Annotated in this window: 22 protein-coding genes and 2 pseudogenes; 18 read left to right on the top strand and 6 right to left on the bottom strand. The window is 68.9% G+C overall.

All coding sequences use genetic code 11. The annotated features are described in order from the left end of the window. Positions 1-133 precede the first annotated feature (133 nt). The gene (locus PV350_RS02230; protein ID WP_500332663.1) at positions 134-1375 is read left to right on the top strand and encodes an MFS transporter; all 1242 of its coding nucleotides are present in this window, start codon (positions 134-136) and stop codon (positions 1373-1375) included. A gap of 123 nt (positions 1376-1498) precedes the next feature. On the opposite strand, the gene PV350_RS02225 is transcribed toward PV350_RS02230, so the two are convergent. After that, positions 1499-1702 carry a hypothetical protein gene (locus tag PV350_RS02225; RefSeq protein WP_500332662.1) on the bottom strand — a complete coding sequence of 68 codons (204 nt, stop codon included), beginning with the start codon at positions 1700-1702 and terminating at the stop codon, positions 1499-1501. On the opposite strand from PV350_RS02225, the gene PV350_RS02220 reads away from it, so the two are divergent. Beyond that, entirely contained in the window at positions 1610-1942 is a 333-nt protein-coding gene (locus tag PV350_RS02220; RefSeq protein ID WP_500332692.1) for an MFS transporter, read from the top strand. The two genes, PV350_RS02225 and PV350_RS02220, sit on opposite strands and share 93 nt — an antisense overlap. A 248-nt stretch (positions 1943-2190) precedes the next feature. On the opposite strand, the gene PV350_RS02215 is transcribed toward PV350_RS02220, so the two are convergent. Both PV350_RS02215 and PV350_RS02210 read right to left on the bottom strand, forming a co-directional pair. Continuing rightward, the gene (locus PV350_RS02215; protein WP_500332661.1) at positions 2191-4851 is read right to left on the bottom strand and encodes a right-handed parallel beta-helix repeat-containing protein; all 2661 of its coding nucleotides are present in this window, start codon (positions 4849-4851) and stop codon (positions 2191-2193) included. 107 nt (positions 4852-4958) lie between these two features. Continuing rightward, complete coding sequence (locus PV350_RS02210; RefSeq protein ID WP_500332691.1) at positions 4959-5954, bottom strand: aldo/keto reductase; 996 nt, start codon at positions 5952-5954, stop codon at positions 4959-4961. A 142-nt stretch (positions 5955-6096) separates the two neighbouring features. Between PV350_RS02210 and PV350_RS02205 the strand changes: the two genes are divergently transcribed. From PV350_RS02205 to PV350_RS02170, 8 genes are all read left to right on the top strand, one after another. Further along, positions 6097-7116, top strand: a complete 1020-nt coding sequence (locus PV350_RS02205) for a zinc-dependent alcohol dehydrogenase (RefSeq protein ID WP_500332660.1) — start codon at positions 6097-6099, stop codon at positions 7114-7116. Further along, positions 7113-7874 (top strand): SDR family oxidoreductase, encoded by a 762-nt coding sequence (locus tag PV350_RS02200; protein WP_499510055.1) that lies wholly within the window; start codon positions 7113-7115, stop codon positions 7872-7874. The genes PV350_RS02205 and PV350_RS02200 overlap by 4 nt, the downstream gene beginning before the upstream one ends. A gap of 423 nt (positions 7875-8297) precedes the next feature. Then, positions 8298-9668 carry an ABC transporter substrate-binding protein gene (locus tag PV350_RS02195; RefSeq protein WP_500332659.1) on the top strand — a complete coding sequence of 457 codons (1371 nt, stop codon included), beginning with the start codon at positions 8298-8300 and terminating at the stop codon, positions 9666-9668. Position 9669: 1 nt separating this feature from the next. Next, entirely contained in the window at positions 9670-10623 is a 954-nt protein-coding gene (locus PV350_RS02190) for a carbohydrate ABC transporter permease (protein ID WP_499510053.1), read from the top strand. A 2-nt stretch (positions 10624-10625) separates the two neighbouring features. Further along, positions 10626-11528, top strand: coding sequence for a carbohydrate ABC transporter permease (locus PV350_RS02185; RefSeq protein WP_500332658.1), 903 nt, complete (start codon positions 10626-10628; stop codon positions 11526-11528). 31 nt (positions 11529-11559) lie between these two features. Then, positions 11560-12741, top strand: a complete 1182-nt coding sequence (locus tag PV350_RS02180; protein WP_500332657.1) for a mandelate racemase/muconate lactonizing enzyme family protein — start codon at positions 11560-11562, stop codon at positions 12739-12741. After that, positions 12738-13076, top strand: a complete 339-nt coding sequence (locus PV350_RS02175; RefSeq protein ID WP_500332656.1) for an L-rhamnose mutarotase — start codon at positions 12738-12740, stop codon at positions 13074-13076. The genes PV350_RS02180 and PV350_RS02175 overlap by 4 nt, the downstream gene beginning before the upstream one ends. Next, on the top strand, positions 13073-13909 hold the full coding sequence (locus tag PV350_RS02170) for an amidohydrolase family protein (RefSeq protein ID WP_500332655.1): 837 nt from the start codon (positions 13073-13075) through the stop codon (positions 13907-13909). Before PV350_RS02175 ends, PV350_RS02170 begins: the two co-directional genes overlap by 4 nt. Here PV350_RS02170 and PV350_RS02165 read toward each other — a convergent pair. Both PV350_RS02165 and PV350_RS02160 read right to left on the bottom strand, forming a co-directional pair. Continuing rightward, positions 13894-14676, bottom strand: a complete 783-nt coding sequence (locus PV350_RS02165) for a FadR/GntR family transcriptional regulator (RefSeq protein WP_500332654.1) — start codon at positions 14674-14676, stop codon at positions 13894-13896. The two genes, PV350_RS02170 and PV350_RS02165, sit on opposite strands and share 16 nt — an antisense overlap. A 43-nt stretch (positions 14677-14719) precedes the next feature. Beyond that, on the bottom strand, positions 14720-15310 hold the full coding sequence (locus PV350_RS02160; RefSeq protein WP_500332652.1) for a TetR/AcrR family transcriptional regulator: 591 nt from the start codon (positions 15308-15310) through the stop codon (positions 14720-14722). A 443-nt stretch (positions 15311-15753) separates the two neighbouring features. Here PV350_RS02160 and PV350_RS02155 point away from each other — a divergent pair. The 6 genes and pseudogenes from PV350_RS02155 to PV350_RS02130 form a co-directional block, all read left to right on the top strand. After that, positions 15754-15906: pseudogene (locus tag PV350_RS02155) on the top strand (carboxylesterase family protein); the annotation flags it as partial. Positions 15907-15913: 7 nt separating this feature from the next. Beyond that, positions 15914-16993 (top strand): annotated as a pseudogene (locus PV350_RS02150) (carboxylesterase family protein); the annotation flags it as partial. Between the two features lie 194 nt (positions 16994-17187). Beyond that, on the top strand, positions 17188-17316 hold the full coding sequence (locus PV350_RS02145) for a hypothetical protein (protein ID WP_500332651.1): 129 nt from the start codon (positions 17188-17190) through the stop codon (positions 17314-17316). A 41-nt stretch (positions 17317-17357) separates the two neighbouring features. Continuing rightward, complete coding sequence (locus PV350_RS02140; RefSeq protein WP_500332650.1) at positions 17358-18581, top strand: sensor histidine kinase; 1224 nt, start codon at positions 17358-17360, stop codon at positions 18579-18581. Further along, complete coding sequence (locus tag PV350_RS02135) at positions 18578-19363, top strand: response regulator (RefSeq protein WP_500332649.1); 786 nt, start codon at positions 18578-18580, stop codon at positions 19361-19363. Before PV350_RS02140 ends, PV350_RS02135 begins: the two co-directional genes overlap by 4 nt. A gap of 56 nt (positions 19364-19419) precedes the next feature. Beyond that, entirely contained in the window at positions 19420-20616 is a 1197-nt protein-coding gene (locus PV350_RS02130; protein ID WP_500332648.1) for a serine hydrolase domain-containing protein, read from the top strand. Positions 20617-21177: 561 nt separating this feature from the next. Here the strand turns inward: PV350_RS02130 and PV350_RS02125 are convergent. Next, on the bottom strand, positions 21178-21438 hold the full coding sequence (locus tag PV350_RS02125; protein ID WP_499510042.1) for a hypothetical protein: 261 nt from the start codon (positions 21436-21438) through the stop codon (positions 21178-21180). A 326-nt stretch (positions 21439-21764) separates the two neighbouring features. On the opposite strand from PV350_RS02125, the gene PV350_RS02120 reads away from it, so the two are divergent. After that, positions 21765-22997, top strand: coding sequence for a HEAT repeat domain-containing protein (locus PV350_RS02120; protein ID WP_500332647.1), 1233 nt, complete (start codon positions 21765-21767; stop codon positions 22995-22997). Between the two features lies 1 nt (position 22998). Next, positions 22999-23244 (top strand): hypothetical protein, encoded by a 246-nt coding sequence (locus PV350_RS02115; RefSeq protein ID WP_500332646.1) that lies wholly within the window; start codon positions 22999-23001, stop codon positions 23242-23244. Positions 23245-23422: the final 178 nt, after the last annotated feature.

The following is a 23422-nucleotide window of genomic DNA, read 5'->3' as shown; positions in this document are numbered from 1 at the left end:
TCCGGCGCTGTCCGCATGCGAACAGTCCACGACCCCGTGATCCTCTCTCGCGCACCCGGCCGCAGTCGCAGGCCGGAGCGTCCACGACCGACATCGGGACCTGACTCACCGACTCATGGAAAGGCACTGCTCGATGCAGGACGTGGCACCAGTGATCAGCCTGACCCGCCGGGGCAGAACCCTCCGGCTGGCGTTCTCATCCGCGGTGGTCTCCCTGGTGGCCTCGTTTGCCGCGTCGGCCGCACCGATCCCCTTGTTCAACACCTACCGGGCCGAGGACGGGTTTACCAACGCCGGCATCTCACTGGCCGTCGTCAGCAATTCCGTCGGCACCATCGCCGGACTGTTGGTGCTGGGACGACTGTCCAGTCATCTGGGCCGACGGCCGACCGCGATCGCCAGTCTCGGCCTGCTCCTGCTGGGCTGTCTGCTGCTGCTGAACGTGCACGACATCGGGACCCTGCTGTCCGGTCGGCTACTGATGGGTGTCGGTACGGGGGTGGCCAGTAGCAGCCTCACCTCCTACATCGTCGACGCCGCACCCACCAGACCGGAATGGCTGGCCTCCGTCGCCTCCAGCCAGGGCCCCATGCTCGGCCTCACCCTCGGCGCCATCGCCTCCGGCGCCCTGGTCCAGTTCGGCCCCTGGCCACGCCACCTCATCTACCTGGTCTGCGCCGGTTTCCTCGTACTGTCTGCCGCACTCATCCTCATCAGCCCGGAAACCGCGAAGCCGACGCCGGGCGCCTGGCAATCACTGCTACCCCGGGTCCGCGTACCGGTCCGGGTCAGGCATCTGCTCCCTGTCGCCGCCGCGGTGTTCCTCGCGACCTGGGCGACCGGGGCTTTCTACCAGGCCTTCATGCCCGCACTGGTCGCAGATCAGTTCCACACCCACAGCCCGCTCATCCTCGGACTGCTGTTCGCCCTTTACATGGCCCCCAGCGTCCTCGGCGCTCCCATCGGCGGCCGGTTCACATCCGCGGCGGCCCAGCGGTTCGGGATGCTCGTCTTCCTGACCGGATGGATCGGCATCATTGCAGCGATCGCCGTCGGAACACTGGCGTTGTTCATCGCCGCAACCATCATCGCCGGCACCGGTCAGGGCATCGCCATCAGCTCCGCCACCCGCGGTCTACTGCACGACAGCACCCTCGCCGACCGGGCACCGATCTTCAGCGCCGTCTACCTCCTCTGCTACAGCGGAGCCGCCTTCCCCAGCCTCGTCTCCGGCCAACTCTCGAACTCCTTCTCGCTACCGCACATCGCCCTCGGATACGCCGTACTCGCCATCGTCGCCACCCTCTTCAGCGTCCTCGCTGCACGCGACCCGCACACCGACATGACCGGTAACGAACGGCCGGGCGGTGGGTGATCACGACCTCGCTGTCATCCCGACCTCACCCGACCGGGAGCAGGTCGCCACCCGCGCTCGTAGACGCACCTCGATGACCGCACGGATCAGCGCAAGGAGCCAGAGCCGGATCGGCGGCCCGCTTCATCTCGACGCGACGCTCGCGGCGGTCGGCAGGGCCAAGGTGTCCCCGTCGTCGTACGCGACGTCCTGGTACCGGCGCTGCCGGCTCTCGGAAAGGATCTCCACGCCGACCTGGGGCTGACCGGATGGATCCTCACCCCCTACCTGCTCGCCGGCGCGGTCCTCGCGCCGCTCGCCGGATCCTTCGGTGACCACTTCGGCCACCGGCGCGTGCTGCCGGCGGTGTTCGCCGTCTACCTCGTGGCGACCTGCGTCGCAGCGTTCGCCTCCACCATCGGCGTGCTCATCGCCTGCCGAACCGTACAGGGAGTCAGCACAGCGGCGTTCCCCCTTGCGCTGGGCGGGCACCATCGATGCGGACCGGCACTCGCCATTTTCGTGCCGCTCCCCTCCGCTGACGACTGGGGCCCGGCGCGGGCAGTGCCGGCGCGGCGTGACCCGTGACGAATACCTTCGGCGTTTGCTGTCCCCACAGCCTCAACGGCCGGGTTGAATGCGGCCCACCGCACTGTGCCGGAAGGCCGTGCGGGGCGAGCGTACGCCCGCCCCGCATGGTCGGATGGCCGACGACAGGTCACTTTCGGTGCTCTGGTCTTCTCGTGCGCCCGCCGCCGGAGTCCGAGAACGGCCGGTCTGCCGGCGCGCTCCGGAACACCTCACCGGGCCTGTCGTCGACCCACCGGGAGCGGCGCCTACGGCATCATCGCGGCCGTGAAGGAGCTGGAGTCGAACTGGTTGATCGCTGACTGCGTGACGTCGTGGGACGTGGAGAAGATGCCCGCGTCCTGCTTCGCTGCCGCCGAGGCCAACGTAACGGGCTGACCGAGCGGGACGTAGTTGGCGCCGTCGTAGGAGTACGAGGCGCTGAACGAGGTCCCCGACCGGGTGAGCTTCACCCAGACGGGGCGGTAGATGTCGACGCCGGCGCGGGCGTCGGTGTCCAGGTATCCGTCGCCGTTGGCGTCCCACTCGAACACGACGCCGTTGCGGGCGGTGACCGCGACGACGGCGTACCCGGCCGAACTCCCCGCCTTGGTCATGTCGTTGCGGACCATGACCCCGGACTTGGCCCAGGCGTTGGCGTCGTTGACCGATACGACCCGGGTGGACACGCTCGAGTCGGCCGCGAACGAGTCGTCCCGGTAGATCGAGCCGAACTGGTCGTCGTGCTGCCCGCCGGCGCCCCACACGTCGGCGCCCGCTGCCGCGATCCCGAATCCACCGCCGCTCTGGCCGAAGTACGAGCTGACGGCCGAACTTCCGGAAGTGCGCAGGCCGGGTGCGACGGGTCCACCTGCCGGGCACCCGCTGAAGCCGAACTGGTTCGCGTTGAGCGAGGTCCGGTACTGCGGCGCGACACCCGCCTGGCAGATCACGTCCCGTGCGGCCGCGGGCCAGTTGGCGCCGGTGACCTTCACGTTGTTGATCAGCTGGTTGTTGTGCGCCGCGGCGTTCGGCGTCGAGGCCCCACCCGAGTTGTACCAGTTGTTCTGGATGACGTTGTCGCTGGTGTTGTTGCGGAGGCTGTACGCGTTGGTGAAGAGGAAGGAACCGCCCTGGACCACGTTGTTCTCGTAGGTCATCGAGCGGGAGCCCTCGTCGAGGTAGAGGCCGACGCCCGAGATGTTGAACAGGTAGTTCTTGGCGACGACGCTTCCCGGGCTCGCGGAGAGGTTGTAGACCGATCCGCCGTCGGCGAAGCGCGCCTTCGTGTTGTGCACGAGGTTGCCCTCGACGCGGTTGTCCTTCAGCGTCGTCGGCGTCGTGTACTGCGTGTTCCACTTGTAGTAGCCGCGGTCGACGTAGTCGTTCGAGCCCCCGGCGTCGTTGATGCCCCAGCCGTAGCCGGTGTCGATGCCGTCGTAGGGGACGTTGGAGACCTCGTTGTGCAGGATGCGGGCGCCTGTGACGTAGGTGCTGAGGATGCCGCTGTTGTCCTTGTAGTCGACCGCCACGCGATTGATCGTGTTGTCGGATATCAGGATGTCGTGGTTGGTCATCCTCGGGTCGCTGGGGTGGTGCGCGTCGGGCAGCACGCCGCCGACCGCGACGCCGTGGCCGCTGTTCTCCGTGAACCGGTTGCCGACCACGTCGATGTCGCCGGCGCCCAGCCCGACCCCGGTCACCGTGGCGTTGGCGTCGTTCCCGATGCCCAGCGCCGACTGGCCGAGGTTGGTGAACGTGTTGCCGGTGAACGAGATGCGGCTGGCGGCGGACACCTGCACGGCGGCGGGTTCCTGGTACCAGCTGGTGCGCGCTCGTTCGAACATCTCGCAGCCGCGCGAGCAGTTGGTGAAGGCGTCGGCGGGGCGGTAGTCGTAGGCGCCCTTGATGAACAGGCCGTTCTGCTGGTCCGCGTACCCGTCGGTCGAGGGGCCGAGCCAGGAGGTTCCGGAGAACTGGATGCCCTTGAAGGCAAGTCCGGTCACCGGATCGTCGTACGTCCCGCCGATGCTGATCAGCGACTCCAGGCGGGGCAGCTCGATGTCGAGCCGGTTGGGGTCGACCCCGTCCGCCGGCTTGTAGTAGAGCTTCCCGGCACTCGGGGATATGTACCACTGGCCGACCTGGGTCAGGAAGCTCAGCGAGTTGTCGAGGTACCAGCTCGGCCCGGCCAGGAACGAGTTCTGGACGGTGTCCCAGCCCCAGGTGTTGTTGTCCCACGCCGGTTGCGCCATCGTGATCTCGGTGGCACTGATGCTCTGGACCGGCGAGTAGCGGTTCGTGAAGTCGCCGAGGGACTCGAACTCGATGCGCCCCTGGTCGGGGAGCGTGGCGAGGTAGCTCAGGGCCGGGTTCTTGATGGTGAGACCGGTCGCGGTCGGAGTGACGTCGGCGTTGGCCAGGCGGATGGCGGCGCGAGGGGCGATCACGCCGTTCACGTAGAGCTGGCGGGTGTCGAGGCCATGCGGGGTGTCCGCCTCCCAGATGCCCGACCCCGCCTGGGACTTGGACCAGCCGGTGACCTTCGAGGCGCCCGTGATGACGGGGTGGGCGCCCGGGGCGGCGGTCCACTGGACGGTGTGGTCGCCACCGTCGTCGCCGGGTCCGAACCGGAGGGGCTCGGAGAGGCGGTAGGTGCCGTCGGCGAGCTGGACGGTCACGTCACCGTGCTTGGTGGCGGGGCCGACGACGTGCTGAGCCCGTTCGAGCGAGCACGGCTGCGCCTGGCTGCAGTGTCCGGCGTCCTTGCCGTCCGGGGCTGCGAAGTACTCCGCCCGGGGCGCGGCTTGCGCCTGGAGGGGGATGAGCGCTGACGCGATGACGGCGCAGGCGCCGAGCGCTGCAAGGGCGCCGGCCCTGCGCCTCCATCGTCTGCTCACCGAGCGTGTCGAGTCTGACGTCGATGTCATGTTCGATCGCTTCCTGTGATAGGGGCGTTGATGCCCGACACAGAGTTAGCATACGTATGATGTTTGCGACAAGATTCATGTGACGTATGACTTCGAGTCCCGGAGGGCTAGCTTGCCCGGACCGGATCCGGGGCGAGCCCTGTGACGTGCAGCTCCTCCCACAGCGCCTCCGGGATGTCCGCCCGGTACCGCGCGACATTGCTTCGCACGTGTTCCCCGGTGCGCATCCCTGTCACCACCGAGACGACCGCGGGATGGCGCAACGGGTATTGGACGGCGGCCGCGGGAAGCTCCACGTCGTGTCGCTCGCAGACGGCGGCGATGCGGGCGGCACGTTCGACGACGGCCGGCGGCGCTGCCGCGTAGTCGTAGGTCGCCGTACCGTCCACGGCCTTGGTGCTCAGCAGTCCGGAGTTGTAGACCGCCGCGGCGACGACGCCGACGCCGCGCGCGACGGCGACGGGCAACAGGTCGTCCAGTGCCGATTGGTCGAGAAGGGTGAACCGCCCGGCGACCATCACCACATCGACGTCGGTCCGCCTCACGAACTCGGCCAGCATCGCCGCCTGGTTCATTCCGGCGCCGATGGCACCGACGACGCCCTGGTCCCGTAGCCCGGCCAGGGCGGCGATCCCGCTCGACGATGCCGGCCCCCAGTGGTCGTCCGGATCGTGCAGATAGGCGATGTCGAGCCGGTCCGTCCCGAGCCGCGCCAGTGACTCCTCCACGGAGCGCAGGATCCCGTCGCGGCTGAAGTCCCAGACCCGCCTCTTCGCGGCCGGCACGACGAACCCGTCGTCATCGAGCAGGTGACGGGTGTCCGGGCTGTCCACGAGCAGGCGCCCGACCTTCGAGGAGATGACCACACCTCGACGAGTGGCCGTATGGAGGGCGTCCCCCAGCCGGCGTTCGGACAGTCCGAGGCCGTAGTGCGGCGCGGTGTCGAAGTACCGGATCCCTTCCTCGGCCGCGGCTGCGACGGCGCGATGCGACGCGTCGTCGGTCGTCTCGGTGAACAGGTTGCCGAACTGGGCTGCGCCCAGGCCCAACTCCGTGAGCTGGTGCCCGGTTCGCAGTCCCCGGGTCGGGAGCGTCTGTTCCATGGATGCGTGGTCGCGCGTCGGCGGCTTGCTGGTCACGAGGCTGAATGTAGCAGCGACAACATACGTATGATGTTTCCCTGTTAGGCTGCGCAGGGCTGTGGGCCGGTGCGGCCCGCGACTTGACGAGGAGGAGCCGATCGGCATGTTGGCGGCACATTACGTAGGCGCGCACACGATGACGGTCGAGGAACGGGAACCGGCTGAGCCGCGTGCGGGGGAGGTCCGGGTCGCCGTGGCGTACGTCGGAATCTGCGGCACGGACCTCCACGTGTTCCACGGGGACATGGACGGCCGGGTCAGCAGGCCGGCGACGATCGGACACGAGATGTCGGGCACGGTCGTCGCCCTCGGCGCCGGTGTGGAGGGCTGGTCGGTGGGTGACGCCGTGACCGTCATGCCGCTTGCCTGGGACGGCACTTGTGCGGCCTGCCGGGCGGGGAACGAGCACATCTGCCAGAACCTGGACTTCATCGGCATCGACAGCCCCGGAGCGCTGCAGGAGTACTGGAACGTACCGGCGTCGACACTCGTGCGACTGCCCTCGGAGATCTCTCTGCGCGACGCCGCGCTGGTGGAGCCTGTCGCGGTGGCGGTTCACGACGTACGGCGTTCCGAACTTGCCGCGGGCGACAAGGCGGTCGTCATCGGTGCGGGCCCGATCGGCGTTCTGATCGCGACCGTCGCCGCGGCGTCCGGTGCCGAGGTCGTGGTCGCCGAGATCGATCCGACCCGGCGGGCCGCCGCCGAGGAGATGGGGCTGACGACGCTGGACCCCTCGTCGGTCGATCAGGTCGCGTGGGTGGAGGAGTGGACGGACGGCGCCGGAGCGGACGTCGTGTTCGAAGTCTCCGGCTCGGCCGCCGCCGTGCTCGCCGCTACCAGCCTGGCGAAGGTCCGTGGCACGCTCGTGGTGGTGGCCATCCACGCGCAACCGCGGCCGATCGACCTGCACCGCGTGTTCTGGCGGGAGCTGAGGTTGCTCGGGGCACGGGTCTACCAGCGCCACGACTTCGAGCGCGCCATCGAGCTCTTGGCCGAGGGCGCGATACCGGCCGAGAAACTCATCACGGGCATCGTGCCCCTGACTGAGGTCGAATCGGCGTTCGGTGTCCTCGAGGCCGGGCAGGCGATGAAGCTGCTCGTCGAGGTGAGCGCGTCATGAACCCGTTCGACCTGACCGGGCGCCTCGCTGTCGTGACGGGGGCCAAGCGTGGAATCGGGTTCGCCGTCGCCGAGGCCCTGGCCGCTGCCGGTGCCGACGTCGTCGGAGTCTCCGCCACCCTCGATCCCGAGTCCTCGGCGATCGGCGACCGCGTGCGCCGGCTCGGCCGTGAGTTCTCGGGACACCGCGTCGACTTCGCGGACCGGCGGCAGGTGACCCGGTTCGCGGAAGAACTCGCCGCAGGCGAGCGCCCGGTGGAGATCCTGGTCAACAACGCCGGGACCATCCGCCGCGCTCCCGCCGCCGAGCACCCCCTGGAATGGTTCGACGAGGTGCTCGAAGTCGATCTCACGAGCACGTTCGTGCTCAGCCAGGTTCTCGGGCGGCGGATGCTGGAGGCGCGGCACGGGCGCATCGTCTTCACCGCGTCCCTGCTCTCGTTCCAGGGCGGGATCAACGTGCCGGGCTATGCGGCGGCCAAGTCCGGCGTGGCGGGACTGATCCGGGCGCTCTCGAACGAGTGGGCCGGACAGGGTGTGACCGTCAACGGCATCGCCCCGGGCTACATCGCGACCGACAACACCCAAGCGCTTCAGGACGACCCTGACCGGTCCCGCGCGATCCTCGAGCGGATACCGGCGGGGCGGTGGGGAACCGCGGAGGACATCGCAGGCGCTGCCGTGTTCTTGGCGTCGGACGCTGCGCGCTACATCTCCGGGACGATCCTGCCGGTCGACGGTGGCTGGCTCGGCCGATGAGGCTTTCGCACGCCCGTTGTTGGTGACGACGCCCCTGCGAGAGGCGGTGCGGGCAGCCCGCTGGGCGGGCACGTGCTGACCTCCGGGAGACGATGGGGCTGTTCCTCGCCGCCGACGTCGGCGGCGGCGCGGTCGCCGGTGTTCCCGCGGCGGAAAGTCGGCGGGTACCGCCCGCACTTGATGCCGTTGTCGACGAGGTGGCGGATCGCGTCGAGTATCGCCCGATGCCAGTACGCCTCCGGCTGCGTCCCCCGCATCGATGGGGACACGATCACACGTCGGCGCGGCCGAGTTGCCGACCGGAACAACCGTCGACGCTCACCCCTCAAGATGATGCACCTCAAGCTCGTGACAAACATCATACGTATGCCCTACAGTCCTGGCGCGGAGTCGTCAACGAAGTCGACAAGACAAGGACATCCCATGGCCGGAATCCACACTGCGGTGCGTTCGCGCCGTAAGGCGTCGACGGTCGCCGTTTTGTGCGCCGCAACGGCGCTCCTGGCCCTCGCCGGTTGCGGCGGCAAGGGCAACTCGGCGAACGGCGCGTACGGCTTTCCCGAAGCCAAGCAGGAAGCCTCCTCGACGATCACCGTCTGGGTGGACGCGGACAGGCAGGCTGCCGCGAAGGCGTTCCAGACGGCGAACCCGGACACCAAGATCAAGGTCGTCACCTATGACGGGTCGGCCAACGGGTCCAACTCCTTCCGGACGAAGATGCAGCTCTTCGACCGCGCCGGCAGTGGCTGGCCCGACGTCGTCTTCTCCAGCCAGAACAACGACGCGGCATGGGCGAGCCAGAGGAGCGGCGGCAAGCAGGCGTTCGCGGCCGTGCTGGACAAGGGTCTGGTCCCGAAGGACACGCTCGGCAACTTCACCGAGGGCTCGCTCAACCCCTGCACGGTGGACGGCGCCGTGTACTGCCTGCGCAACGACCTCGCCCAGGCGGTGCTCTGGTACGACAAGTCCCTGCTGGACCAGTTCGGCTACGCCCTGCCGACCACGTGGGAGGAGTACCAGGCGCTCGGCGAGAAGGTCGCCAAGGAGCACCCCGGCTACATCGTCGGGACGGCCGGCGACGCCTGGACGCCCGAGGTGTTCATGTGGGGGAGCAAGTGCCAGGCCAATGACGTGCCCGGCCCCAAGTCCCTCACCGTGAAGACCGACTCGACCGAGTGCAAGCGGGCCGCCTCGCTGCTCGACACCCTCCGCGACAACGGGACCGTGCCGGTGGTCAGCGTGTTCACCCCCGAGTTCCTGAAGAAGTACTCGGGCAAGGTGCTGATGATGCCGGGTCCGGCCTGGTACGCCGGCGCGATCTTCAACAACCCCCAGTCGCTCAACGTGCCGGCCGGGCGGCTCGGTGTCGGCGCGCCGCTGCCGTGGAAGGGCGAGAGCGGGGCGGTGACGGGCAACGTGGGTGGCGGGACCTGGTTCGTCTCCAGCCATTCGAAGAACCTGAAGGCCGCCGAGAAGTTCGTCCAGTTCGTCACCACCGCCGACGAGTACCAGGTCGATGTCGCACCGGGTTACCCGGCGTACGCGCCCGCCGCACAGAAGTGGATCGCCAAGCAGGAGGCGAGCAAGTACTACGCCACCTCGCTGCAGCCGGTGGTGACCGCGGCGTCACAGGTCTGGGACGGCTGGGGCTACCCCATGTTCAGCCAGGAGGCGATATGGGCGAAGACGATGACCCCGGGGATCACGGGCGGCCAGTCGATCGTGGACCTGCTGCCGACCTGGCAGACGGCCATCACGAACCAGGCCAAGGTCAACGGATACAAGGTGAACTGACATGACCCTCGCTCCTCCGAGCGGCCGGCCGGCCGTCGACGCCTCGGGGCGTCGGCGGTCAGGCCGGGGCAGCGGCCGGTCGGCCGGCCGCTCCTTCGCTCGCAGTCCGATCGGCTATCTGTTCGTCTCGCCCTACGCGTTGCTCACCGTCGTCTTCGGGATCGTCCCTTCGCTCTACGCCGTACTCCTGGCCTTCACGAACGCCGACGGTGGATTCGCAGGCTTCGACAACTTCACGAAGGTCGTCGGCGACTTCCGGTTCTGGCCGGCCGTGTTCCACGTGACCACCTATCTCCTCATCTGGCTCCTCGGGCTGGTCGTCTTCGTCGTCGGCCTGGCGTTGGTGGTCCACGCGCTCGGTGTGCGGTGGGTCAGCACGACCCTGCGCTTCGTCTACTACCTGCCCGGCGCGCTCGCGGGCGCGTCCAGCGTCCTGTTGTGGCTCTTCGTCCTCGATCCGACCGCGAGCCCGGTCAGCGGTCTGCTCACGGCGATGGGGTTCGAGAGCTTCGTGCAGGTGATCCAACCCGGCCACCTTCCGGCGATCTTCGCGATCATCGCGTTCTGGACCGGAGCCGGCGGATGGATCCTCATCATGTACGGCGCCCTCAACAACATCAGCACCGAAGTGATCGAGGCCGCCCGCATCGACGGTGCGAACGCCGTCCAGATCGCGTTCCGGATCCAGCTTCCGATGCTGCGCAAGTGGGTCGCGTACATGGGCGTCATGTCGCTCGCGGCCGGGACCCAGCTGTTCGTCGAACCGCAGTTGCTCAGCCAGGCCAGCAACGCGGTGGTGCCCAACGACTACTCGCTCAACCAGCTGGCCTACCAGTACGCCTTCCAGCAGAACGACTTCAACGGCGCGGCGGCGATCTCGCTGATCCTGCTGGTCGTCGCGCTCCTGCTGTCCTGGGTGTTCGTGACCCGCGGCGGCCTCTTCGAGAAGGAATGACCATGGCAGCACTCTCCGCCGCACGCCGCCGGCCGAGCCTCAGCGGGTGGAGCGGGCGGTCCATCATCGGCGTCCTGCTCGTCGTCTTCCTCCTGTTCTTCGCCGTCCCGATCGTCTGGCTGCTCCTCGCGGTCACGAAGTCCTCGAAGACGCTCGTCGTCGCCGACCCGTTCTCGATCGGGTCGTGGTCGGACCTCGTCGCCAACTGGCACCAGTTGTTCGACTTCCAGGACGGTGCGGTGACGACCTGGATCGGGAACTCCGCGCTGTACGCGATCGGCGCTCTGGTGATCACGCTCCTCGTGAGCATCCCCGCCGGCTACGCGCTCGCGCTCACGGAGTTCAGGCTCCGGCAGGCGCTGCTCGTGCTGACACTCGTCGTCATGCTGATCCCCAACACCGCACTGGTGCTGCCGATCTTCCTCGAACTGAACAGCGTCGGCCTGATCGGGAGCCCGCTGTCGGTGATCCTGCCGATGTCGTTCTTCCCGTTCGGCGTCTATCTCACCTACATCTACTTCTCGACCAGCATCCCTCGGGACATCCTCGCGGCCGCGCGCATCGACGGCTGCAGCGGGTTCCAGGTCTTCACCCGGGTCGCCCTTCCGCTGGCCGCCCCGATCGTCGCCCTGGTGGCGTTCTTCAGCTTCGTACAGAACTGGAACAACTTCTTCCTCCCGTTCGTGATGCTGCCCTCGAGCGACGGCTACCCGATCCAGGTCGGGCTCACCTCGCTCCTGGCGTCGACCCCGGCTTTCAATCCCAGCTCCGCGGGATCCGACTCCGTCCAGCTGCCCACCCTGGCGCTGGGGACGATCGTGTCGATCCTGCCCGTCCTGGTCGTCTTCCTGTTCTCCCAGCGATTCCTGGTCGCAGGCATGACAGCCGGAGGAACCAAGGAATGACCACTCGCACCTGCAAGGAGAACCACCGCCGATGAAGATCACCGGGTACCGCAGTCTGAGCACCGTTCACGACTGGGGCAGAATCACCGGGGACGTCAACGGTGTCCAGCCCGGCCACTCCACGCCGGTCCCCGTCCTCATCATCGAGACCGACAGCGGAATCGAGGGAGTGGGCCTCGGGGCCCACGCCGACATCGCCCGTGTCTTCCCCGCGATCGAGGGCGACGACCCGCGCTCGGTCATGGCGCTCTACGACCGCATGCTCGACTGGGTGTTCAAGGCCGGTCACTCGGGATCCACCTTCGGCACCGTCGGGGCGGTCGACATGGCCCTCTGGGACATCAAGGCCAAGGCCGCCGACGAGCCGCTCTGGCGGACCCTCGGTGCCCGCGAGCGCTTCGTCCCGGGCTATGCGTCCGGTCTCGAGTACGGCCTGACCGACGACGAACTGGTCGACCTCTACGGCCGGTTCGCGGACCGCGGGTTCAAGGCCGGCAAGCTCAAGGGCGGCCGCGACCTCGACCGCGACCTGCCCCGGCTGGAGATCATGCGCGACGTCCTCAGCCGCAACTCCCGCCGGCCGGCGCTCATGTTCGACGCCAATGAGTCGTGGAACCACGCCCAGGCGGCCCGGTACGTCGCGGCCATCGAAGAGCGCATGGACCTCACCTGGGTGGAGGAACCGCTGCGCCGGTGGGACGCGGCCGGCATGGCCTCGCTGCGCGGGAAGGTACGCGCGGCGATCGCCAGCGGCGAGAACCTGACCGGGCTGGAGCAGTACCGCCCTCTGCTCGACGCCAACGCGGTGGACATCGTGCAGGTCGGCAACGTGTGGGGGATCACCCACTTCCTCCGCGTCGCGACGCTCGCGCACGCCCACGACCTGCCGGTGAGTCCCGTCGCGTACAACGCGAACCCGGTGGCGCACGCCGCCGCCGCCGTACCGAACCTGCTGACCTTCGAAGTCCAGGACCTTCACTTCCCCGTCGGTCTCGACGTGGACCAGCAGTTTGACGACGGAGGCATCGTCCTGGGCGATCGCCCAGGCATCGGGATCGTCGTCGACGAGTCCCGGATGTCACCGGCCGACGCCGCTCCGCCCCTGCCCGCGGCGACCGGCCCCCACATCCGGCCCGAACGCGCCGCCCTGCGGCTGGTGGCCGAACCCGACGTGATCGACGACCCGACGCACCGCGGAGGCCGAACCCGATGACCCGTCGACCCGAGCGCAGGGCCTTCGTCGCGGGTGTGCGGCCCGACAAGCGCGAGGAGTACCTGGCACTGCACCGTGCCGTGTGGCCGGGCGTCGAGCGAAAGCTCACCGAATGCAACGTACGCAACTACAGCATCTTCATCTTCGGCGACATCCTGTTCGCCTACTACGAGTACGTCGGCGAGGACCACGGGGCGGACATGCGACGGATCGCCGACGACCCGGTCTCGCAGGAATGGTGGACGCACACCGACCCTTGCCAGGTGAGGATCGCCGAGGAGCGTGATCCAGGCGCGCTGTGGCAGCCCGTCGAGGAAGTGTGGCACCTCGCATGACTGCCGGCATCGACGCCCATGTGCACCTGTGGGACCGGGCCGTGGACCCGCAGGACTGGATCGACCCGGAGACCATGGCGCCGATCGCCCGGGACTTCGGCGCCCGCGATCTGAGCGAGATGCTGGCCTCGACCGGACTCGACGGTGCCGTCGTCGTGCAGTCGAGCAACAGCCTCGACGAGAGCGTCCGGCTCGCCAAGTTGAACTCGCCCGCCGTCGCAGGCCTCGTCGCGTGGGTCGACCTCACGGCGGAGGTCGGACCTCAGCTCGACCGGATCCGCGAGAACGCCGTTGTCCCCGTCGTCGGGGTGCGGCATCTCGCCCACATCGACCCGGACCCGGAGTGGATGATGCGCGAGGAGATCGGTGCGGGCCTCGCCGTCCTCGAGCGGGAGGGCCTCTGCTTCGACCTCGTCGTACGTGAGTGGCAGCTCCCGCAGGCGACCCGTCTGGCCGCGCGCCACAGCGGCCTCCGCTTCGTGCTCGATCACCTGGGCGGTCCACCCGAGCCCGGGGAGGACAGGAGCACGTGGGCGTCGCGGCTGCGGGAGCTCGCGCGACAACCGAACGTCGTCGCGAAGGTCTCGGGACTCACGTCGGGCCTCGCCCCCGGATCGTGGCAGGCAGCCCATCTCGCCGACCCGGTGACGATCGCCCTGGGATCCTTCGGCCCTGAGCGTCTGCTCTACGGCTCCGACTGGCCGTTGGCTGAGCTCGGCGGGGGAGCGGCGCCCTGGAAGTCCGCTCTGGAAACCCTGCTCGACGGGCTTTCCGCCGCGGAACGCGCGCGTGTGTTCGGCGGCAACGCCGCCGACGTCTACTCGCTTTCCTGATCGAGCGCCCGACCACGCGCCCGTGGCGCGTGGTCGGGCAGCCGACGACGCTCCCACGAGGTGTGGATGTGATCGTGCATAGCCTTCTGGGCCGCGGCTACGTCCTTCCTTGAGATGGCATCGACGATGGCCGCGTGCTCCTTCAGGGTCAGTGCGACCGCATCAGGGGGGTCGATGCCCTGGTAACGGCTGGACTCCGTGGCGCGCTTGTACAGGTGCTTGGCGATGTTCTCCGCCAGCCGGTTGCCCGAGACCTCCATGAGCGCGTAGTGGAACACCACATCCGCTTGCCGGAAGGAGTCCGTCTCGGACTCGCTTTCACGCATCGTGGTCAACGCGTTCTCCAGCCTCCTCAACCCATCTGCGCTGCGCGAAGCGGCAACCGCTCCCGCCATTGCCGACTCGAGGCTCGCCCGCACGATCGTCAGCTCGTCAAGGACACCGAGCGTCGCGTCGTTGTCGATCAACGCGGACAGCACCACCGGATCGAGCATGTTCCAGTACCCAGGCGCTCTCACCTGGGTGCCGCGACCCTGGGAAACGATCACCAGGCCCTTCTCCTCGAGCCGCTTCACCGACTCACGCAGCACCGTGCGACTCACGCCGAAGTGTTCGCTCAGCGGACCCTCCGGGGGCAGCAACGCGCCTTCCTTCAACTGGCCCGTCACGATGAGGTCGACGAGCTCGGCAACGACCGCAACACCCAAGCGGCCGGCGGGCAGGCGTGGCGGGAACAGACGGTTCGAGGGCTGCGACTCGGATGGCATACGTATGACCTTATCGCTCAATCAATCTTCGGTCGCCCTTCCGTCAGCCCGATGCGGCGACCAGGCCGACACCCTGGACCAGGGTGCGCGCCGCGGACCGGGAGTCGCCGAGGTAGCCCGCGACCATCGCTCCGTCACGTAGGGCGACCACCAGGTCGGCGGACTGCCGGGGGTCCGTGACGCCCATGGTCGCGAAGGTGTCCTCCAGGATCTGGTGGAACCACTCGCGGTGCCTCAGCACGGCTTGGTGGATCGGGCACTCCCGATCCGGGTACTCCGCGGCCGCGTTGATGAAGGGGCAGCCCCGAAACCCCGGACCGCAGATCTCCTCGCCGATGCTGTGCGCGACGACATCGAGCAACGCCCCGCCTCCCCCCGTCTTCTCGGCCGCCACGGCCACCCGGGCCCGGATGTCGCGATCGGTGGCGTCCAGGTAGCCGCGCACCAGGTCGTCCTTGCCCTCGAAGTGCCGGTAGAAGGTGCCGCGCGCGACGTCGGCCTCCGCCATCACCCGGTCGACGCCGACAGCGCGGATCCCTTCGGTGTAGAAGAGCCTGCTCGCGGTGGTCAGCAGCCGCTCCCGCGCCGCCGACTTGCGGCCGGTCGTGGCAGGCCCGCTCTTCGTCTGGGTCATGGAGACATTATATAGAACGTTCCTTCCATAATCTGAGGTAGGCGCAAGCAGGTACCCAGGTCACAGCGCCACCGGCGGTGCAGGCGGATGCGCGGATCGGCATGCAATGGACGTGAGGCCAATGTGCGGGCCGACGCTGCCGACTGCTCCGCGACGGGAGGCGGGAAATGGTCGTGGGGGGGGGAATGGCCTTTGGCTGCCGAAATGGGTACGCGAAGTTCACGGGTCGGCGGGGCGCCTTTTCCGCTCCCGGCGTCACGCGCGTTCCGGTATTTCTGGCACGGTCGTGCCTGCCGCAGGATGGGCACCTGACGGGCCGTCCACCTGGGCGGGGACCCTCGCGGCGACAGAGGGGGGCGTCGACGGAGCCCGTGTCCGGACGGCACATTACCCCCCCCGCGGACACTCCGCGGTCATGACTTTCACGGGACGGTGTCCTCGACGGTACCGCTTTCAGTGCCTCGCCTCCGCAGGCCCAGATGCCTCCTTTGCCGGCGCTGTGGCACCCGGGTGACGATGCCGACTGCCTCACCGTGAATGTCTGGACGCCCGATCCCGGGGCAGCCGGTCTCCCGGTGATGGTCTGGCTTTACGGGGGGAGCGTTCATTTTTGGTTCCGCGAGCCAGCCCGAGTTCGATGGCACGAACCTGGCCCGCTCGGGCGTCGTGCTGGTGACCTTGAACTACCGCACTGGCTTAGAGGGCTTGGGCTGGCTGCCGGACGCGCCGCAGAACCGGGCACTGCTCGACCAGCTCGCGGCCGTGCGCTGGGTTCAGGAAAACATCGCGCGTTTCGGCGGGGCCCCGGGCAATGTGACGATCTTCGGACAGTCAGCGGGAGGCAGCGCCGTGGCGGCGCTGACGGCCGCCGAGGCCGGCCGCGGGTTGTTCGGCCGGGCCATCGGACAGAGCGTCACAGCGGCCTTTCTGCCGGAAGAACTGGCGCGCGGCACGGCAGAGCGGATCGCGGCGGCGCTCGGTGTTCCGCTCACTTCCGAGGCCTTCGCGGGCGTGGCGTCGGAGGCGATCCACGCCGTGCAGTCCAGGGAGGGCGAGGTCACTCCCTACGGACTGGTGGTGGATGGGGATGTGGTGCGTGACCAGCCCTGGCGCGGCCTGCGTGCGGAGGTCGACCTCATGACCGGGTTTGCCCGCGACGAGTACCGATTCTTCGCCATGGCGATGAGCGAGAACCTGTCCGCCGTTGACGTCGCTGGTGTCGCGGCGGCGCACGGCGTTCCTCTCGACGGCTACCGAGCCGCGTACCCTGGCGTCTCAGACGCCGATCTGTACATCCTCATCCAGTCCGACGCGTTCTTCCGCATGCCGTCGATGTGGTGCGCTCAGGAGCACTCCGGCCGCAGCTGGTGTTATGAGGTGGCCTGGCCGACCCCGGTGTTCGGCGGGGCGCTCGGCGCTTGCCACCTGCTCGACGTACCGCTGACATTCGGCAACTTCCACGGCCCGATGGCGGCCATGCTCTTCGGCGACTCACTCCCGCCGGAGGCTGTCGGCCTGGCGGAGGAGTTCCGCAGGTCGCTGACGGCCTTCGCCGCCACCGGCGACCCCGGCTGGCCGCAGTACCGGAAGGGTGAGGCGCTCACGCAGATCTGGGACGTGCCCGTCTCAGTGGTGGCCGACCCCGTGTCGGCGTCCCGACAGATCTGGGCGGACAAAATCTAAAGCCCCCGGGAGCCTGCCGGCGAGTGTGGACCCGCTGGACCGGCATCCAACATCTCGGCGGGGTGGAGGGTTCACTCGTGAGGGCATCGTGCGGACTCTGCTCGATGCCCTTCCATCTGGCAGCTGGCTCATGCTGGGCCATTCGGCACTCGAACCCGGGGGCGCCGGTGACGAGGAGGCGATAAGGTTCCGGAGTGATCATGCCACTCCGCCGTTCGTGGCTGCGGGCAGAGGTCGCGTCCTTCGCCGTGGGCCCGGACCTGCTGGAGCTCGGGATCGTGTCCTGCTCACGTCGGCGTCCCGACCGCCGGGCCGAACAGTGACCGGAGGTGGCACAGTTCGGCCTGGTCGCCAGAGAAGCCTGATGGTGGCCGGCCACCTGAGGCTCTTCGCCTCCCGTATCCGTCAGCCGCTCACCAGTCCATGGACAGTGGACGCGGGGCTGATGCTGCTCGTGCAGGCCGCCGAGACCATCCCGTTCGTCGTGCCGCGCTCGCCGTCACTGCCACCCGCCACCTGGGCGTCGTACGGCCTCACGACGCTCGGCGTGCTGCCCCTGCTATGGCGGCGCCGGGCACCAGTGACCGCGCTCGCCGCGGTCCTTGCCGCGCAGGTGCTCTACCGGTTCACGCTCGACGGACCTGGGCAGCCCCTGCCGTACAACGCGCTGGTGGCGCTCTACACGGTCGCCGAGCTGACCCCGGCCAGGTGGCGCATCCCCGTGGCTGCGGGAACGCTTGCGCTGATATTCCCCTCGGTGGCGCTCAACTCCGGTGAGGCCAGGGAACTGCTGTTCTCGTTGTTCCTCTTCGGCGCGGCGTACGGGTTCGGCCGCCTCACGCACACCCGGAAGGCCTACACGGCCGCTCTGGAGGACCGGGCAACTCAGCTGGAGCGGGCGAACCGCATCGAGGTGGAGCAGGCCGCCGCGGCCGAACGGGCCCGGATAGCACGGGAGATGCACGACATCCTCTCGCACGCGGTGAGCCTGATGGTGGTGCAGGCGGAGGCCGGCCCCGTCACGGTCCGTACGGCGCCGGAGCGTGCCGAGGCGGCGTTCGAGGCCATCTCCGAGACGGGGCGGGACGCGATGACGCAGCTGCGCAGGATGCTGGGGGTGCTCAGGCAGGACATGGAGACCCCGGAGCCCGCGTCCCGCAAACCCCTGCCCGCTCTGGCCGATCTTCCGCTGCTCGTGGAGCAGGTGGCCTCGGGCGGCCTCGCCGTCGAGTACGTGACCGTGGGTTTTCCGGGGTCCCTGCCGCCGGCCACCGAAGCGACCGTCTACCGGATCGTGCAGGAGTCGCTGACCAACGTGGTCAGACATGCCTGCGCGGAATCCGCGACGGTGTGCGTGGAGCTGGGCGCCGAGTCCGTGGAGATCACGGTCACCGACGACGGCAGGGGAGCCGCTGTCGGCACCGGCGGCAGGCCGGTCGGGGGCACGGGGCACGGTCTGATCGGGCTGCGGGAGCGGGCCGCGGCGCACGGCGGGACCGTCCAGACGGGCCCGGGCCCGGACGGCACAGGGTTCCGGGTGAGAGTGCGGTTTCCGCTGGCCGATGTCTTCATGGAGGTGGACGGGTGACCATTCGGGTGGTGGTGGCCGACGACCAGGAGCTGGTACGCAGCGGCTTCGCCATGATCCTCGACGCCCAACCCGACATCGAGGTGGTCGCCGAGGCGGCTGACGGGGCCGAGGCGGCGGAGGCCGTGCGGCTCCATGGCGCGGACGTGGCGCTCCTGGACGTCAGGATGCCGGGCACGGACGGGATCGAGGCGTGTCGCGCCATCGTCGCGGCAACCGACTGCCGAACGATCATGCTCACCACCTTCGACTCCGACGAGTACGTGTACGAGGCGCTGCATGCGGGGGCGAGCGGCTTCCTCCTCAAGGACGTCAGGCGCGACGATCTGGTCCACGCGGTGCGGGTGGTGGCCGAGGGCGATTCCCTGCTCGCCCCCACGGTGGCGCGCCGGCTGGTCGAGGAGTACAGGAGCCGGCCCCGGCCGGCCTGGGCGCCTGCGTCGGACCGGCTCGACGCGCTGACCGCCCGCGAGCGCGAGACCCTGCTGCACCTCGCCCGGGGGCTGTCCAACGCCGAGATCGCGGCTGCGCTGACGGTCAGCGAGCACACCGTGAAGACCCACGTCGGCAACGTGCTGGCGAAGCTCGGGCTCAGGGACCGCATCCAGGCGGTCATCTGCGCGTACGAGACCGGACTCGTGACTGCGGGGGGACCGGCCGCCGGCGGTCTCCCGGTACGTGATCCCTCTCCCGGAGGAGGCGGGCCCGCCGGCTCCCCCGCGGGGGCGAGTCGACGTCCGCACCAAGACCGCCCGCCCGGGCGATCCGCGCGGGGGCTGTGATCAACAGGATGGCAGGCAACGGCTCGCGCCGTTTCCCGTCGTCAGGAGATCACACGATGAACGCCCGTACCCGTACTGCCCTGTCCGCTCTGCTCGCCCTGACTGCCGTCGCCTTCCCGGCGGCCCAGGCGGCTGTGGCCACTCCGCCCCCGTTGCCGTCCTCGTGCACTTCCGGCACGCACGCGGGCGGGCTCGACAGCGAGGCGTTGTGTGCCGCGCTCGGCTCCCTGCCCGACGCCGACACCACCGCCGCGCTCGTACGCGTCGGCGGCACGGACGGCACGTGGCGCGGCAGCGCGGGCGTGCACGACCTGGAGAGCGGGCGCCCAGCCGATCCGCGAGGCCGTTTCCGGGCCGGCTCAGTGACAAAAGTGTTCACGGCAGCGGTGGTCCTGCAGCTCGCCGCCGAGCGGAAGGTGGACCTGGGCGCGCCCGCGCGCCGCTACCTGCCGGCATTGATCCCCGCGGCGTACAGGGACGTCACCGTGCGGCAGCTGCTCAACCACACGAGCGGCATCCCGGCGGCTGACATGCCGGGCGACACCATCGAGGAGGCCTACGTCCACCGGTTCGATCTCTACACGCCCGAGGACATGGTGGAGAACGCGACCGCGAAGCCGGCCGAGTTCGCGCCCGGCACCCAGCAGCACTACCTCAACATCAACTACGCCGTGCTCGGTCTGCTGATCGAGAGGATCACCGGACATGCCTACGAAGAGGAGGTCGGCCGGCGCATTCTGAGGCCGCTGCGGCTTCAGAACACCTCTTACCCCGGCACCGACCCGCGCATCGAGGGACCCCACAACCACGGCTACCAGGCCTTTGCGCGCCCCGACGGCTCGACCGAGCTCCGAGACGTGACGGTCTGGGGCCAGACGCAGGGCTACGCGGCGGGCGACATCATCTCCACCACCGCCGACTTGGAACGGTTCCTGCAAGCGCTGTTCACAGGTCGTGTGGTGCCTCGGCCGCAACTGGAGGAGATGTTCACCCTGCCCGAGGCGTCGGTGCGTGAGTACGGCTCGGGGGCCCCGGCCTCCTACAGCGCAGGGCTGTCCAAGATCAATCTCGGCGGCCGCGAGGTCTGGGGCAAGACGGGCAGCCGGTACGGCTACACCAGCGCGATCGCCGCCACCCGGGACCTGTCCCGCACGATGGTGATGAACGTCGGTGCCACGGACGCGAAGGGCGAGGGCATGAACTCCACCGAACTGGCTTTGATAGTGGCGGCATTCGGGGCTCCGTCCTCCTGAGGCCGGTGACGCTCCGCGCCCCGGAGCCATCACGATGGTGCCTGAGCAGGACACCGGGCATCCCCCGCCTCGAAGCCGACCTGGCCGGACGCCCGGTCTCCCGCCTGGACGAGTTCTCGCTGAACGCAGACCGGGGTGCCCCTCACCCCCATGGCCATGGTCTTTGCCAACGGCGCGACGGTCATGATCAACGGAGCCGGCCCGTGCCAGGTCTCCTCGACCCGGCACGGGCCGCGGTACCGTCCTGACGAGGCCGGGCGGCGCGCCGACGAACTCCGCCTTCAATGAGCCAGCGTTGACGCACCGACCTTGACCTTCCGCGAGTCCTGCTCCACCGCTCCGACGGGTAGTCAGGGGGAACAGGGATTCCTGACCATGAACCGATGCACTTCACCGTCCTGCCCATCCGTGTGAGGCCTGCTAGGCCACGCCCGGGGCAAGCCCGAAGAGGGGTGTGACACGACGAACCGGCCCCACCACGCCTTCCACGGGCGTGTCGGGGCCGGTTCCGGTTCGGGTCGCCGCCGCCCCTACGGGCGGGTGCCGGCGTCGGCTACGGGGTCAGCGGTGGCACTCCTGATGGGCGGGGCGCCAGACGCGGGTCCACTTGCCGGGGTGCCAGCGGTGGTGCCGGTCACGGAACCCCGGGTGCCACTGCCGTGCCCAGTGGCCCGCCACCTTCGCGCAGTGGTGCGACGCTTTCGGCGGCCGGTGGTCCTGCGGAGCGGCCGACGCGGTGCCGACCGTGCCGACGACCGCGCCCGCAGCCAGGGCCACCGTTGCCGCGCCCAGGGCCGCGGCCCTCTTCAACCCGTTGATCATGTTCAGGCCTTTCCGTACGAACGGGGGCTGACGCCCCCGGGACTGCCCGGACCGTTCGGCCGGGCATGCGTTGATCCTCACCCTCCGGCGCCGCCAAAACACCGCAGAACACTGCTTCTCATGAAATGCAATTCAATTTCTCATTTGCCTTAAATAGTCATATGTTCGCGTAGTTCTTTGTTTGTTGCCGCCCCATACATGCAGCGCAGATGCGGGTCACGGCGCAGTTGCCGCACCTTGCTGCGATCGGTCGGCGTCGTGAACCCCCGGTGTCAGCGCCTGCCGCTACCGTTCGGCCGTCAACGATCTCCAGGGAGGGCGGCTCAATGGGTGCCAGTGGATGGAACGACGTCAATGACGACCCTCTCACCGGCCTGGACGATGTGCCCTGGGCCCAACTGCACCACTCCTACGGCACGGCCGAGGACGTCCCCGGACACCTCCGGGCGATGCAGGCAGGGGTTTGGGACGGCCGGCACCCGCCGAGTGCGCAACTCGCGAACCACATCGTCCACCAGGGCACGCGATCGCAGGCCGCGGTGTACACGGTTCCGTTCCTCGTGCGGATGGCACTCGACCCGAGATTGGTCAATAGGCATCGGTTCGTCGGCCTGCTGGTCGCCATCGCGATCGGGCTGGACAACAACTATCTGCCGAACGGCATCGACCCTCGCGAGGACCGCACCAACCTGGCGAACCTACGCGGCGAAGCCGACGACTGGGCTCAGTGGATCGGCGAAGCGGCGGGCGATGAGCAGCGCAAAGAGCGCGAGGAGACCTGGGCGCATGTGCTCATCGCCGCTGAAGCGGTGGTGCGTTCCTATGACGCCGTCCGGGAGGCGCTTCCCGCACTCGCCGTCCTGCTGACCTCGGACAGTCCTGAACTGCGGGCCGAGACCGCGCACTTGCTGGCGTGGTTCCCCGAGTCCGCGGCGACGTCGATTCCGCTCTTGAAGGCGTTCATCGCCGACGAAGGCTCGCCCGGAGCGGCAGCGACGGGAGTGGTCGCCCTCGGCCTGCTCGGCGAACCGGCGACCGTCCCCTTCATCGAGCGCTACCTGGACAGCCCGATCATCGAGCTGCGCTGGGCCGCCGCCTTCGCGTTGACGCGGTTCGGCGTCTCCGGCCCGGCCGTCGTCGACGTGCTGACGCAGGTCGTCGCCCGGCCGCCCGAGTCCACCGAGACCATGTCGTTCCTGAGCGGCTCGTACCGCGGCCTCGCGACCATGGCCCTGGCCGAAACACCCGAAGCGGCGACGCCCCGGGCGGTCGACGCCATGCTGGTCGGCCTGGCCGACTGCACGGGCGTCGAAAGGTTCTACGACAGGTACTACACGGCGCATAGGCTGTTCACACTGCTTTTCCCGGGTGATCCCACCGAGCCGCCGCAGTCCTTCGGCGACCTGAGCGACGTGCAGCAGCGTGTCGTGCGTTTCGTCGCCGAGCAGGACGAGACTGCCTGGCCATACGGTGCAATGGACGCCTTGCGTCGGTGGAAGGTGCCGACAAGGCACCCTGACCTCGGCGTCTACGCCGGGATTGTCCAGGCCGGCCAATAGGTTGGCGTCCGACGCCTCGCGCCACACCGCCCTCGACCCCGAGGGCAGCGTCCGCGTCCGAGTCGTGCTCCTCTTCGGCGATCAGGTCGAGATCGCCACCGACACCGAGGACGCCGACATCCCCGAGCGGTATCCGGCCGCCGAGGTTACGACCGCCGTCGGCCTCGAGCCCAGCGAGCTCCCGGGCAAGCGGCTGACGGCCCGGTTGGGCGCCGGCCACCGCCTCGAGGACTTCCGCCTCGCCTGACACGCACCTCGGCGCAACACAACGGCCCGGCACCCCACCAGGGGTCCCGGGCCGCTGATTCCGAGATGTGGGGCTTCGGCGGTGACCGGCCCTGGAGCGAGGTCTGGCACAAGGGTGTGGTCTTCACCTTCGGCCGCGCGCAACACCGTGCGCCACCATGCCATCATGCATCGGCCCC

The sequence above is a fragment of the Streptomyces sp. PA03-6a genome (assembly GCF_033792765.1).
Taxonomy (GTDB): Bacteria; Actinomycetota; Actinomycetes; order Streptomycetales; family Streptomycetaceae; genus Actinacidiphila.
The sequence above is the reverse complement of the archived record's forward strand: the minus strand, read 5'-3'. Positions and strand labels throughout refer to the sequence as shown.

What these genes read in the sequence shown, in the direction of transcription:
- PV350_RS02165 (WP_500332654.1), bottom strand. Translation starts at nt 14,676, where the DNA reads ATGCCATCCGAGTCGCAGCCCTCGAACCGTCTGTTCCCGCCACGCCTG.
- PV350_RS02120 (WP_500332647.1), top strand. Translation starts at nt 21,765, where the DNA reads ATGGGTGCCAGTGGATGGAACGACGTCAATGACGACCCTCTCACCGGC.
- PV350_RS02185 (WP_500332658.1), top strand. Translation starts at nt 10,626, where the DNA reads ATGGCAGCACTCTCCGCCGCACGCCGCCGGCCGAGCCTCAGCGGGTGG.
- PV350_RS02180 (WP_500332657.1), top strand. Translation starts at nt 11,560, where the DNA reads ATGAAGATCACCGGGTACCGCAGTCTGAGCACCGTTCACGACTGGGGC.
- PV350_RS02230 (WP_500332663.1), top strand. Translation starts at nt 134, where the DNA reads ATGCAGGACGTGGCACCAGTGATCAGCCTGACCCGCCGGGGCAGAACC.
- PV350_RS02205 (WP_500332660.1), top strand. Translation starts at nt 6,097, where the DNA reads ATGTTGGCGGCACATTACGTAGGCGCGCACACGATGACGGTCGAGGAA.
- PV350_RS02200 (WP_499510055.1), top strand. Translation starts at nt 7,113, where the DNA reads ATGAACCCGTTCGACCTGACCGGGCGCCTCGCTGTCGTGACGGGGGCC.
- PV350_RS02170 (WP_500332655.1), top strand. Translation starts at nt 13,073, where the DNA reads ATGACTGCCGGCATCGACGCCCATGTGCACCTGTGGGACCGGGCCGTG.
- PV350_RS02125 (WP_499510042.1), bottom strand. Translation starts at nt 21,438, where the DNA reads ATGATCAACGGGTTGAAGAGGGCCGCGGCCCTGGGCGCGGCAACGGTG.
- PV350_RS02130 (WP_500332648.1), top strand. Translation starts at nt 19,420, where the DNA reads ATGAACGCCCGTACCCGTACTGCCCTGTCCGCTCTGCTCGCCCTGACT.
- PV350_RS02175 (WP_500332656.1), top strand. Translation starts at nt 12,738, where the DNA reads ATGACCCGTCGACCCGAGCGCAGGGCCTTCGTCGCGGGTGTGCGGCCC.
- PV350_RS02215 (WP_500332661.1), bottom strand. Translation starts at nt 4,851, where the DNA reads ATGACATCGACGTCAGACTCGACACGCTCGGTGAGCAGACGATGGAGG.
- PV350_RS02190 (WP_499510053.1), top strand. Translation starts at nt 9,670, where the DNA reads ATGACCCTCGCTCCTCCGAGCGGCCGGCCGGCCGTCGACGCCTCGGGG.
- PV350_RS02210 (WP_500332691.1), bottom strand. Translation starts at nt 5,954, where the DNA reads ATGGAACAGACGCTCCCGACCCGGGGACTGCGAACCGGGCACCAGCTC.
- PV350_RS02140 (WP_500332650.1), top strand. Translation starts at nt 17,358, where the DNA reads ATGGTGGCCGGCCACCTGAGGCTCTTCGCCTCCCGTATCCGTCAGCCG.
- PV350_RS02195 (WP_500332659.1), top strand. Translation starts at nt 8,298, where the DNA reads ATGGCCGGAATCCACACTGCGGTGCGTTCGCGCCGTAAGGCGTCGACG.
- PV350_RS02160 (WP_500332652.1), bottom strand. Translation starts at nt 15,310, where the DNA reads ATGACCCAGACGAAGAGCGGGCCTGCCACGACCGGCCGCAAGTCGGCG.